The sequence below is a fragment of the Maricaulis maris genome, assembly GCF_003634045.1.
In the GTDB taxonomy this organism is placed as follows: Bacteria; Pseudomonadota; Alphaproteobacteria; order Caulobacterales; family Maricaulaceae; genus Maricaulis; species Maricaulis maris.
In genome coordinates this window covers 421,117-434,041 of sequence record NZ_RBIM01000001.1, presented here as the reverse complement: position 1 = coordinate 434,041, position 12,925 = coordinate 421,117, and the positions used below count along the sequence as shown (strand labels likewise).

Below are 12,925 nucleotides of genomic sequence, written 5' to 3'. Positions count from 1 at the left end.
TGGCGGATTTATCTTTCCGGATATGAACGCAAGCTGACCGGCGATCCGTCGAACTCAAGCGACACAAATTGCACCGGATCTCCCTTGACGGACGAGCGGCGACAACCTATCTCCGCCGCTGTTAGCAGTCGACTGGGGTGAGTGCCAACAACCCCCACCGACCGCGATGAACCTTCAGTCCTCTGTTTGGAGAAAACCCAAGATGACTTTTCGTCCTCTGCACGACCGCGTGCTGGTGAAGCGCGTTGAAGAAGAGTCCACGTCCAAAGGCGGGATCATCATCCCCGACACGGCCAAGGAAAAGCCCCAGGAAGGCGAAGTTGTCGCCATCGGTGGCGGCGCCATCAAGGATGACGGCACTGTGCGCCCGCTCGACGTCAAGGCCGGTGATCGCATCCTGTTCGGCAAATGGTCCGGCACCGAAGTCACCGTTGACGGTGTCGAGCTGCTGATCATGAAAGAGTCCGACATTCTCGGCGTGATGGCGTAAGCCGCACACCTGATCAGAACACCCCTCTCAAGCTAGAAGAACGGAAATATTCCAATGGCTGCCAAAGACGTACTTTTCGGCTCCGACGCGCGTGAACGCATGCTGCGCGGCGTCGATATCCTCGCCAATGCTGTCAAGGTCACACTCGGTCCCAAGGGCCGCAATGTGGTCATCGAAAAATCCTTCGGCGCACCGCGCACCACCAAGGACGGCGTCTCCGTCGCGAAGGAAATCGAACTGACGGACAAGTTCGAGAACATGGGCGCACAAATGCTGCGCGAAGTGGCCTCGAAGACCAATGATGTCGCCGGCGACGGCACCACGACCGCCACGGTCCTGGCCCAGTCCATCGTCCGTGAAGGCATGAAGTCGGTTGCTGCCGGCATGAACCCGATGGACCTCAAGCGCGGCATCGACAAGGCCGTCGCCATCGTCATGGAAGACATCAAGGCGAGCTCCACCCCGGTGAAGGACTCCGCTGAAGTCGCCCAGGTCGGCACCATCTCCGCCAATGGCGCGAGCGATATCGGCGAAATGATCGCCAAGGCCATGGACAAGGTCGGCAAAGAGGGTGTCATCACCGTCGAGGAAGCCAAGTCCCTGGAAACCGAGCTGGACGTCGTCGAAGGCATGCAGTTCGACCGCGGCTACCTGTCGCCTTACTTCATCACCGACGCCGACAAGATGCAGGCCGAGCTGGAAGAGCCCTATATCCTGCTCTTCGAAAAGAAGCTGACCTCGCTGCAGCCGATGCTGCCGATCCTGGAAGCCGTGGTTCAGTCCTCGCGTCCGCTGCTGATCATTGCTGAAGACGTTGAAGGCGAAGCCCTGGCCACCCTCGTGGTCAACAAGCTGCGTGGCGGCCTGAAGATCGCCGCCGTCAAGGCGCCGGGCTTTGGTGATCGCCGCAAGGCGATGCTGGAAGACCTCGCCATCCTGACCGGTGGCCAGGTGATCTCTGAAGATCTCGGCATCAAGCTGGAAACCGTCACCCTCGACATGCTCGGCTCGGCCAAGCGCGTCACCATCACCAAGGACGACACCACGGTCGTCGACGGCGTTGGCGACAAGGCCCAGATCGAAGCCCGCGTCAGCCAGATCCGTCGCCAGTCCGAGGAAACCACCTCTGATTACGACCGTGAGAAGCTGCAGGAACGTCTGGCCAAGCTGGCCGGCGGCGTCGCGGTGATCAAGGTCGGCGGTGCCACCGAGATCGAAGTGAAAGAGAAGAAGGACCGCGTCGACGACGCCCTCAATGCCACCCGCGCTGCGGTTGAAGAAGGCATTGTCCCGGGCGGCGGCGTTGCCCTGCTGAAGGCCTCCGCCAAGCTGGCCGGCCTGAAGGGTGACAATCCGGACCAGACCCAGGGTATCGCCATCGTGGCCCGCGCCCTGCAGTCCCCGATCCGCCAAATCGCCACCAATTCAGGTGTCGAAGGCTCGATCGTGGTCGGCAAGGTCATGGAAAACGCTTCCGCGACCTTCGGCTTCAACGCCCAGACCGAAGAGTATGGCGACATGCTCGCCTTCGGTGTGATCGACCCGGCCAAGGTTGTCCGCACAGCCCTTCAGGACGCGGCCTCCGTCGCCTCCCTGCTGATCACCACGGAAGCTGCCGTGGCTGATACGCCGAAGGAAGAAGGCGCCGGTGGCGGCATGCCTGACATGGGCGGCATGGGCGGAATGGGTGGCATGGGCGGCATGATGTAATCATGCCGGTCACCTGACCGACTAAAAGAGAGGCCCGCTCCGATGGAGCGGGCCTTTTCTTTTGCCATGCCCCCATGAGTCCGCCCATCGATCAAAAGTGAGCCGTCCGGCAAGCCGGACGGCGGCGGCGGAATGGGTGGCATGGGCGGCATGATGTAACAAACATCATAAAGCCGCCCATCATCGAAAGGTGAGCAGACCGGCAAGCCGGTCTGCGGGGGCGGCATGATGTAATCATGCCGGTCACCTGACCGAACAAAGGAAAGGGCCGTCCCGATGGGGCGGCCCTTTTCTTTTGTTCTCTCGGCGCGCTTCCCTCTCCCTCGGGAGAGGGTCAAGGTGAGGGGCAAATCGCGGTGCCAACCACCCAATCCCCTCATCCGCCCCCTTTGGGGCACCTTCTCCCAAGGGAGAAGGAAGACGCGCGAAGGACTTATTCCATTTGCCTTGCGACATGGCCCCCTCTCCGCGTTATGGTCGCGCCAGCAATTTTCGAGGGGTTCGCCATGAAATACCTGATTTCCGCTTCCAGCCTGGCGCTGGCCGGCCTGCTGGCCGCCTGCCAGCCGGCCGGGACCGGCACCGAAACCGAGATCGCCGAGGCGCCCGCTGCGGCCGCTGAGGCCGTTGCCCGCTACGATGCGGCCACCTTCCACCAGACCACCAGCTTCGGCCTCGCCTCATCAGCCGGTTTTGCCTGGTCGGCAGATGACAGCCGGATCCTGATCTCCTCGGACGAGACCGGCGTGTTCAATGCCTATGCCGTCGATCCGCAAACGGGTGAGCGCGAGGCGCTGACGACATCCGACACCAATGCCACCTTCGCCCTGTCCTGGTTCCCGACCGATGACCGCGCCGTGGTGACCGCCGACAGCGGCGGCAATGAAATCTCCCACATCTTCGTGCGCGAGCTCGATGGCCGTCTCAATGACATCACCCCCGGCGAAGAAGTGCGAGCGCAATTCCTCGGCTGGTCGCCGGATGGCAATGACATGTGGCTGATGACCAATGAGCGCGACCAGAGCGCCATGGACATCTATGCCTATGACACGCTGAGCTATGAGAGCGGCTTCGTCTTCCAGAATGATGATGCGCTGGAGATCGGCGATGTCAGCCCGGACGGGCGTTGGGTCGCCCTGGTGCGCAACCGCACCTCGGCCGACAGCGACATCCTGCTGCTCGACCTGGCCTCCGGCGAGACCGAGCCCAGCGTGATCACGGCCCACGAAGGCAATATCGCGCATGGCGTCTACACTTTCACGCCAGACAGTTCGCAGCTTGTCTATGCCACGGACGAGCATGGCGAATTCAACCAGGCCTGGACCTATGACCTGTCCGACGGCACCACAGCGCCGTTGATCGAGGCCGAATGGGACGTCCAGTTCGTCATCTATTCCGACACGGGCCGATACCGCGTCTCCGGCATCAATGCCGATGCCCGCACCGAGGTGACCATTCTCGACACCATGAGTGGCGAGACCCTGACCCTGCCCGAACTGCCGGCCGGTGATATTGGCTCGGTCCGTTTCTCCCGCGACGAGGGCCGCATCGCCTTCCTGATCAATTCGGCGACCTCGCCGTCCAATCTCCATGTCGTGGACCTGGCCAGCCAGAACCATGCCCAACTGACCAATGCCCTCAATCCGGCCATCTCGGAAGACGAGATGGTGGACGCGCAGGTCGTCCGCTTTGAAAGCTTCGACGGGCTGGAAATCCCGGGCATTCTCTATCGCCCGCATGAGGCCAGCGCCGACAATCCGGTGCCGGCGCTGGTCTGGGTGCATGGCGGCCCGGGCGGGCAAAGCCGGATCGGCTATTCCGCTACCATCCAGCACCTCGTCAATCACGGCTATGCTGTCTATGCCGCCAATAACCGCGGCTCGTCAGGCTATGGGAAGACCTTCTTCCACATGGATGACCGCCGTCATGGCGAGGAAGACCTGCGCGATATTGTCGCCGCCGGTGACTGGCTGCGGTCACAGGACTGGGTCTCGGCAGACGAGGTCGGGGTGATCGGCGGATCCTATGGCGGCTTCATGACCGCCGCCGCCCTCACCTTCCACCCGGAAGCCTTCGAGGTCGGCATCAATATTTTCGGCGTCACCAATTGGGAGCGCACCCTGGCCTCGATCCCGCCCTGGTGGGAGAGCTTCCGCGAAGCGCTCTATGACGAGATGGGCGATCCGGCGACCGACGGCGAGCGTCACCACGCCATCTCCCCGCTCTTCCACGCCGAGAATGTGATCCGTCCGATGCTGGTCATCCAGGGCGCCAATGACCCGCGCGTGCTGCAGGTCGAAAGTGATGAGCTGGTCGAGGCTGTCCGCGCCAATGGCGTGCCGGTGGAATACGTGCTCTTCCCCGATGAGGGCCACGGCTTCCGCCGCCGCGAGAACCGCATCACGGCGTCGGAGGCCTATGTGAGCTTCCTGGATGAGTATCTGCGTGAGCAGGACGACGTTCCGGCCGAGTAAGTCGACGGAAGTCAAAGCCGGGACAGATGCCTTGCGCATATGTCCCGGTGACCTAGCCGGTCAGCTGGCGCAACAGATCCTGCTGGAAGCCCTGACCGGCCGAGCCGACTAAAGCCCGACTCGCGCCTTCAGCACAGCCAGTCGGGCCACCGACTGGTTGATGCGCGCCTCGGTCAGGCGGCCGTCCGAGATGGCCGCCACCACCCAGTCAACAATGCGTTGCGGGAGTTCGGGGTCCGGCGCGGCGGAGTTGGACAGCATGATCATGTCATTGCCGGCCTCGATGGCGCTGATCACGGCCTCGCGCTGATCGTAGTTGTCGCGGATGGCGCCCATGTCGAGATCATCGGTCATCACCACGCCATCAAAACCGAGCTGACCGCGCAGCAAGTCCTCAAGCACGGGTGCCGAGAAGGTCACCGGCACGCCGCTGGGGTCGAGCTGGCGATTGGTCAGGTGTCCGCCCATCATGAGGTGCGCCTTGCCGTCATTGATGAGTTCGCGGAAGGGGGCCAGCTCGGCCTCGCTCCAGCTCTCGGAGATGTCGACAAAACCGTCATGACTATCGCCGCGTGAGCGCCCATGTCCGGGGAAATGCTTGATCGCACAGGCCACGCCTGACGCTTCAAACGCATCGATGAACGCCCCGGCATAAGCGGCGATGGTCTCGCCATCCGTGCCATAGGCCCGGCCATGACGACCGATCACGGCATTCTCCGCATCATGCACGTCGGCGACGGGTGCCAGATTCATGTTGAAGCCGGCGGCCTTGAGCTCGCGGCCACCGATCGCGTAAAGCTCGCGGGCACCACTCAGCCCGCGTTCCTCGACCACCTGCATGGCGCGGGGGATCCACGTATAGCCCATGTCACGCGACAGGCGCTGGACCAGCCCGCCTTCCTGGTCGATCGCCATCCAGGCGTCCGGCCGGGTCGCGCGGAAACGGGCGGCTGATCCTTCGGCGCCCTCGCGGGTGCGGGCATTGTGGCGCAGGAAGAGCACGCCGCCGATCCGCTTTTCGGACAGATGGGCGTCGATGATGTCGGCGCCTTCCGTTTGAGCATGCGAACCGATGAATCCCAGCAACAACATCTCGCCGACCCGCTCGGCCAGCGAGCGTTCTGCCACAGCGTCCAGCAGGCTCGCGCGGGCCGCCGGCCCGGCTGCCGCCATCAGCGTGGCCGCGAGCCCCGATTGCAGTACGCGTCGTCGATCCATTGTCCTGTCCGTCACCAACTTGCCCTGTTGTGACCATGCGGACCGGTCCGCCCGCTGGCAAGCCTGCTCGCCCCTCAGGCGCAGTCACGCGCTATAGCTTGTCGATAAAGTCCAGGCGGAGCAGGTTGGGTTCGTGACAAATTATTTAGCCGCGCACAGGGGCGCCGTAAGACTGGACTGTGCAGGTTGAGCGGACATCGAAGAGGGATATGAGCGATGAGAAAATTCTTGCTGGCAGGCGCTGCGCTTGCCGTGACCGGGGCCGCCGCCTTTGCTTTGGACGATGACGACGCCCGCCAGATGCGTGTGCATGTCAGCACCGACCACCACGCCACCTTTGTCGGCGATGATGGCCAGATCGTCGAGATCCGCGGCGCCAATGGCGACCGGACCATCCACATCGACCGTGACGGCGAGCGCTCGGTGATCCGCATCGACGGCCAGGAAATCGAGATCGACGACAACATCGTGCACGTCGATGGCAACCGCGTCGAAGTCGGGCCTCGCAGCGTCATCATCATCGACGGTGACGACGTCCGCGTCGTGGAAGATGAGCACGTCCGGATGGGACGCGAACTCGACATCCACATGGCCGAGCGCGCCGAACACCTTGCCGACATGGAACATAATCTCGCCCGCATCGCGATCGATCTCGATGGCTTTGACGGCGAAAGCTTGGAGGCCACGGTGATGCACTCGCTCGAGATGGCCCTGGCCGGGCTCGACGAGGATCGCGTCGTCAGTTCGCGCGACTGGGAAGAGCTCAGCGACGAGGAAAAGGCCGAAGTTCGCGCCGAACTCCGGGAAGCGCGCCAGGAAATGCGCGAAGCCATGGAAGAGGCGCGCCGTGAGTTGCGCGAGGCCGGCATCGAGATGGAGGCCGAACGCCGTCATGCGCGGATCGAGGTCGAGCGCGCCGTCCGTGACATGGCCCGCGCCGAACGCGACATCGCCCGCGCCCGTGTGGAGGTCCTGCGCGCCGACGACGAGATGCGCCGGGCCCGGGTCGAAGTCCTGCGGGCGGATGACTCCCGACGCGCCGACATCGAACGTCTGCATCAAGTGATGGGCCGCGATGATGTCAACGACATCCGGATCGAAGAGACCGATGGCCGCCAGCGTGTCTGGATCGACGGCGAAGAACAGACCGGCGATGATCTGGTCGATTGGCTCAATCGCCTGGAAGTCGATCGCCTGGCCGGCGCCGACCGTGAGGGTCGCCGTGAAAGCCGCGACGCCCGCCGCCAAATGCGGATCGAACGCGTCCAGCGGGCCGATAATCGCCGCGTTATCGAGCTGGATGGCGGCGATCGCGTCGTCATCATGGAAATCGAGACCGGCGAGGATGACGAGGAGTAACCGCGCGCCAACGCCGGTCATGAAACGGGGCGGACCAGCACGGGCGGGTCCGCCCTTTTTCTGGCCGGATACGGACAAAAAAAGGGGCTGGCAAAGGCCAGCCCCGAGATAACGGTTGGTCGATAAAGGGCGTCTCCTCCCCGAAACGCCAAAGGACAGAGCGGTCAGGCCCAGTCCGATATCGACGTTGACGTAGCGCATTCACTACGTCAACCCCAATATTCCCGGCACATGGGGATAAGCCTCACCGCTCATTCGACTTTTTGCCACTATTTGTTGCGTTGCACGACCGCTGCGACGGCACTGATCCAGGTCTCGCGGGATACAGTCTCCTGCGCCGGCTGTTCCTCGCGCCATTGCTTGTTGTCGCTGATATCTGCCGCCAGGCGGGCGCCGAGCTTGAGGTCCTTGATCGTGACCAGGCCCTGCTCCCTTTCGTCGGAACCGATGATGACCGCCGCCACCGCACCGCGGCGATCGGCATATTTCATCTGCTTGCCCATATTCCCCGAGCCCACAAAGGCCTCGGCCCGGAAACCGGCGGCCCGCAGCTCGCGCGCCATGGCGAGATAGTCGGCCGAACGATCCTTCTCGCTGGCAACGACCAGCACCAGGGGTTTCTCCTCGACCGCACCGGTCAGGCCCAGCGCCGACAGGGCCGCGGCAAAGCGGCTGACGCCGAAGGAAAAACCGGTCGCCGGCACCGCTTGGCCCGTGAAACGTGACACCAGGTCATCATAACGACCACCGCCGCCGACCGAGCCGAACTGGATCGGCGCCCCGTCGTCATAAGTGGCCTGGGCCAGCAATTCGGCCTCGAAAACCGGACCGGTGTAATAGCCCAGCCCGCGCACGACGGACGGGTCGAACAGGGCCCGGTCGACATCAACGCCGATGGCGGTGAGGACGGCATCGATCTCGGCCAGGGCAGCAAGGCCGGCCTTGCCGGTTTGCGACGTGCCGATCAATGGCTCGAGACGGGCGATGACATCGCCGCGGCTGCCACCGCCGGCATCAAGGAAACCCAGCACGGTATCGATCCCGGCGGCATCCAGCTTGGCGCCTTCGGTAAAGTCGCCGGACTCATCCTTGCGGCCCTCGCCGAGCAGCAAGGCGACACCCTCGCGACCCAGTCGGTCGAGCTTGTCGGCCGCGCGCAGCACACGCATGCGCCGCTCCGGATCTGCCGCGCCAATGGTTTCCAGCACGCCATCAAGAATGCGCCGGTCATTGACCCGCACCACGTAATCGCCGTCGGCCAGGCCGACCGCGCGCATGACATCGGCGGCCAGGGCGATCATCTCAGCATCGGCGGACGGGCTGCTGGCCCCGACCGTATCGGCATCGCACTGGACGAATTGGCGGAAACGGCCCGGCCCCGGCTTTTCATTGCGCCAGACATCGCCCGCCTGATAGCGCCGGTAGGGCTTGTTCAGATCCTGATAATTCTCGGCCACGAAACGCGCCAGCGGCGCGGTGTGGTCATAGCGCAGCGACAACCATTGCCCGTCATCATCCTCGAGCGCAAACACGCCCTCATTGGGACGCTCCTCATCGGGCAGGAATTTGCCGAGCGCGTCGGCATATTCAAAGGCCGAGGTCTGCAGCGGCTCGAAGCCCCAATCATCATAGATGCGGCTGGCGGTTTCGACGAGATGGCGCTCGACCCGGAGGACAGACCCGCTGCGGTCTTCAAAGCCGCGCGGACGGCGGGCCTTGGGTCGGAAGGGTTTCTTGGCGCTCATCACGATCTCCGGTTTGCCGGTCGCCCTGCCCTGCATGGCAACCTTTATCAGGCGGTGTTTTCCACGAGCCGGCACGCGCTGTGAACCCACGTGCGCAGACTGACAGGGGAGATGCCGGTCGATTCACCGGAAATCAAGGCGTTACTGCTAGGACAATCTGAGACATCACGGGAGACAGAGATGAAAACCGCGCTCCATGCCGCCCTCGCCGCGCTCATTCTGACCGGCAGCGCTGCTCCGGCCGGACCGGGCAGCGATTTCGCCGCCTTCGCCGCCGCGATCGGCGCGACGGCGCGTGAGCGCGCCCGTGAAGCCGCCGCTCGCCCCGCAGCACCGGCCTTGCCGTTGGACATCGAGGATCCGCTTTCCTTCGAGCTGGAGCAGTTTTCCGTCGAGGCCCTGCTGATGAGCCGCCGCATCGACGAAGCCGGTGGCCCGATCGACCTGCGCTGCATCTTCCGCGGCATGTCAGCCGATGCAACGGCCCGGCTCGACGCGCTCAATGCCGCCGAGACCGCCGCCCAGCAAGCGCATATCTACACGGATCTGGCGGCCCTGATGGCCGATGCCAGCGAGATCGCGCCCGCGGTCGATGACGAAGCCGCGCTGGACGGCGTCGAACTGCCGGCCAGCTGTCCGGCCCTGTCCGGCGGTCAGAACTGACGCCTTAGCTATTGGCAGCCCATTCCAGGGCGTCGACAAATCCGCCCGTTGTCAGAACCGTCGGCAGCACGCGCGGTTCCCCGCCGGATGCCGGATAGAGCAGGTAGAGCGGAACGCCCGCCTGGCCGTGCTCGGCGATCAGGTTGGCAATGGTCTCGTTGCGATTGGTCCAGTCAGCCCGCAGGCTGACCACACCCAGCGTGTCGAACGCATCTTCCACTGCCGCGCTGTCGAGCACGGTCAGCTTGTTGATCTGGCAGGTCACGCACCAGGCCGCGGTGACATCGACAAAGACCGGCTGTCCCATCGCCTGCAACTCGGCAACGCGCTCACGCGACCACGCCTCTTCGCGCGCCGACAGGGTCTGTGTGCTGGTCGAGGCCGGCAGGCGGGCGATGGCGACAAGACTGGTCACACCCAGCAGCAGCGCGAAAACGGCCGTGACGGACCAGATGCGATGACCCAGCCCGTGCGCCCAGACTGCGAAGGCGAGTGCCAGCATCGCGGCGCCCAGCAAGAGCAGGCCGGTCGGGCCGGACTGGATCGCCAATACCCAGCCAAGCCAGACGACCGAGGCGAACATCGGGAAGGCGAGGAATTGCCGGAAGGTCACCATCCACGCGCCCGGCTTGGGCAGGAAACGCAACAGGCCGGGTGATTGCGAGAAGACCACGAACGGCGCTGCCAGGCCGAGTCCCATCGCCGCAGCAACCAGCAACACCACAGGCGCAGGCTGGGTCAGTGCCAGTCCCAGCGCACCCGCTGCGAGCGGGCCGACACAGGGCGCCGCGACCACAACGGCCAGAACGCCGGTGAAGAAGGCGCCCTTCCAGCCAGGCCGGTCAGCCAAGCCGGCGCCGAGCCCCATCAGCCGCGTTCCGACCTCAAATGCGCCCAGCAGATTGAGGCCAATGGCAAACAGCAACAGTGCCAGCACCGCGACCACGATCGGCATTTGCAGCTGGAAGCCCCAGCCGACCGGCAGGCCGACCTCGCGCAGGACCACCAGCACCGCAGCCAGCCCGACAAAACTCAGCAACACGCCGGCCAGGAAAAAACCGCCCTGGCGCCGCACCGCGCCGGTATTGGCATGGGCGGCTTGCACGAATTTGAGCACCTTGATCGAGAGGACCGGGAAGACGCACGGCATCAGGTTGAGGATGAGACCGCCACCAAAGGCCAGCAGGACCAGTCCGAACAGGCCGACAGGCGCGCTCCCGGCCGCCTCCGTCGCAGCGCGGCGCGGCGCCAGGCCATAACCGCCCGGTCCCGGCTCCGCCGAGATCACGACGGCATGCTCGCCATCGGCATCACGCCAGGTCACGACGCCATCCTGAGCCTCGCGGATCGCCGACTGAACCGCATAGCCCGGCTCCATCGCCACCAGCGTGCTACCCTCACCGGCCGACAGGACTTGCTCGCCGGCATTGCGGATGACGCCGGTCTCGTAGGGGAAGAAGCGCAGCGCCCGGATGGCGGCAGCATCGGCGAAAGCCGGCCCGTCCAGTTCGAGAATGACCTGCCCCCCTTCTACCGCCAGACGGGCGGAGATGGCGGGGTCGGCTTGCGGCTCGCTGTCGAGCGCGCCCTGGATATACCAATACCCTGCCTCGTCGCGCTCGCTTGTCGCGCCAACCGGCAGGGTCAATGACAGCGTTCGCTCTTCTGGCACACAGATATCATCGCAGACCAGCCAGGTCGCATCGGCGCGCAATTCGATGGCAGTGCCGGCATAGGACGGGTCGACCGTGACCGGCATCGGCAGGACGAGCTCGCCCTTGTAGCCATAGTCCATGATCACATCGGTCAGCGGCAATTCGATCGGGGTCGGCCAGACGATCTCGCCGATCTCGACACCGGCCGGCAGGGTCCAGTCGATCTCGACCGGCAGGCCGTTGTCGCCCGGATTGCGCCAATAAGTGTGCCAACCCTCCGGCATGATCTGGTGCAGGCCGATATGAAACGCCTCGCCCGGTGCGACGACCGCCCTGTCAGAGACCAGTTGTGCCTCGATGATTTCCTGACCACTTGACCAACCGGATTGGGCGCGTCCCGGCGCGGACATGACAAGACCGGGCAGGCCGGCCAGCAGGATCAGGGATATCAGTCCTCTCAGGACACGCATTCAACTACCTCTCGGAGCCACGGGTTCGACGCATGTGCGGAGGATATAGTCGCTTTTTCGCGCGGGTCGAACCGACTTCGCGCAACCGTGATCACAAATGCAAACGGCCGCACCCAAGGGCACGGCCGTTCACGGATCGGATCAGTCAGGCAATCAGGCCTGAGCCGGTGCCTGGGTGTTGGCGACGTTCGATGTGCGGCGCAGGATACGTTCCCAGCGCTGCAGCGAGATCATGTGCGAAATGATCGCAACGAGGTCGCCATTGCTGTTCATTTCTTTCAGCTTTTCAGCCGGCAGGGCGTTGAACTTTTCGGCCGACACGCCGAAATACTCGGCCACGGTGACCGGGTTTTCCGGGTCCTGCGGGTTGGAAACCTTGACGTCTTTTTTCTCGAGCAGGTCAAGCGCGATCAAACGCTCGACGAAGGCTTCCGTGGTTCGCGCATCATTCTCGAAGGCGGACACGAAGTCGATGGCCTGACGGGTGTAATCGGTCGGCTCGCCGTCGGCGTCGAAGAAGGGACGCTCCGGATTTTCGGTGACGACAAACTCGGCATCCAGATCAACACAGACCGTCGACGGCTGGTCGTTCGGGTTGGCGGCGCTCACGAAGGGGTAGCGACGGACATAGGCCGGAATGTAGTGCTCGCTGTCGAACTGGCCTTCCTCGGTCACGAAGACGTTGGAACCCTGACGCAGCCCCATCACCAGGATCGGCATCTTCTTCTCACCGAGGAAGATGATCGGAAAGCTGCCGCAAGCGAAAGAGAATTCCGCGCTGATGGCCGGCACGAAATGCCAATCCTTCAGGAAGTTGAACGGCTGCGACACCGTGTTCACACCGTATTTGGCATGCTTTTGACGATTGAGCGGCTCCACATTCTTGTAGAGCGGAACAGTCCCGGTAAGGCGCGGCTCGGTTGCGGCAGCGTCGACCATGATAGAAACCCCTTTAAGTTCTTTGCGCACTGGATAGCGGATATGCCCTGCCCCGGCAACGGACCGGCGCAGGGCTGTGCAGTGTGTCCACGCAAGAAAAATGCCGCGTTTGCCGGGACGCTGAAAGGGACTTGATTTCAAACCTGAATTGCCCTCCGCCGGAACGGCGCGCGGAGCGGTTTCAGCGCCGCTCCGCGCCGGG

The 12,925-nt window shown here is 63.9% G+C and carries 9 protein-coding genes; 5 read left to right on the top strand and 4 right to left on the bottom strand.

Annotated features, from left to right (window positions below; all coding sequences use genetic code 11):
• The first annotated feature begins 202 nt into the window (after nt 1-202).
• The 3 genes from C7435_RS02090 to C7435_RS02080 all read left to right on the top strand — a co-directional run bounded on the left by C7435_RS02090 (nt 203) and on the right by C7435_RS02080 (nt 4,674).
• Nucleotides 203-490 carry a co-chaperone GroES gene (locus C7435_RS02090; RefSeq protein ID WP_075188867.1) on the top strand — a complete coding sequence of 96 codons (288 nt, stop codon included), beginning with the start codon at nt 203-205 and terminating at the stop codon, nt 488-490.
• Nucleotides 491-544: 54 nt separating this feature from the next.
• Nucleotides 545-2,200, top strand: a complete 1,656-nt coding sequence (gene groL, locus C7435_RS02085) for a chaperonin GroEL (protein ID WP_121209835.1) — start codon at nt 545-547, stop codon at nt 2,198-2,200.
• A gap of 506 nt (nt 2,201-2,706) precedes the next feature.
• Nucleotides 2,707-4,674 carry a S9 family peptidase gene (locus tag C7435_RS02080; protein WP_121209998.1) on the top strand — a complete coding sequence of 656 codons (1,968 nt, stop codon included), beginning with the start codon at nt 2,707-2,709 and terminating at the stop codon, nt 4,672-4,674.
• Between the two features lie 108 nt (nt 4,675-4,782).
• Here the strand turns inward: C7435_RS02080 and C7435_RS02075 are convergent, their stop codons facing one another.
• Entirely contained in the window at nt 4,783-5,892 is a 1,110-nt protein-coding gene (locus C7435_RS02075; protein ID WP_121209834.1) for a glycoside hydrolase family 3 protein, read from the bottom strand.
• Between the two features lie 216 nt (nt 5,893-6,108).
• Between C7435_RS02075 and C7435_RS02070 the strand changes: the two genes are divergently transcribed.
• Nucleotides 6,109-7,251 (top strand): hypothetical protein, encoded by a 1,143-nt coding sequence (locus tag C7435_RS02070; RefSeq protein ID WP_121209833.1) that lies wholly within the window; start codon nt 6,109-6,111, stop codon nt 7,249-7,251.
• Between the two features lie 269 nt (nt 7,252-7,520).
• Here the strand turns inward: C7435_RS02070 and hisS are convergent, their stop codons facing one another.
• The gene (gene hisS / locus C7435_RS02065; protein WP_121209997.1) at nt 7,521-8,996 is read right to left on the bottom strand and encodes a histidine--tRNA ligase; all 1,476 of its coding nucleotides are present in this window, start codon (nt 8,994-8,996) and stop codon (nt 7,521-7,523) included.
• Nucleotides 8,997-9,176: 180 nt separating this feature from the next.
• On the opposite strand from hisS, the gene C7435_RS02060 reads away from it, so the two are divergent.
• Complete coding sequence (locus tag C7435_RS02060) at nt 9,177-9,659, top strand: hypothetical protein (protein WP_121209832.1); 483 nt, start codon at nt 9,177-9,179, stop codon at nt 9,657-9,659.
• 4 nt (nt 9,660-9,663) lie between these two features.
• Here C7435_RS02060 and C7435_RS02055 read toward each other — a convergent pair whose 3' ends face one another.
• The gene (locus C7435_RS02055) at nt 9,664-11,784 is read right to left on the bottom strand and encodes a protein-disulfide reductase DsbD family protein (RefSeq protein ID WP_121209831.1); all 2,121 of its coding nucleotides are present in this window, start codon (nt 11,782-11,784) and stop codon (nt 9,664-9,666) included.
• Between the two features lie 153 nt (nt 11,785-11,937).
• Nucleotides 11,938-12,723, bottom strand: coding sequence for a SapC family protein (locus tag C7435_RS02050; RefSeq protein WP_075188860.1), 786 nt, complete (start codon nt 12,721-12,723; stop codon nt 11,938-11,940).
• Between the last annotated feature and the right edge of the window lie 202 nt (nt 12,724-12,925).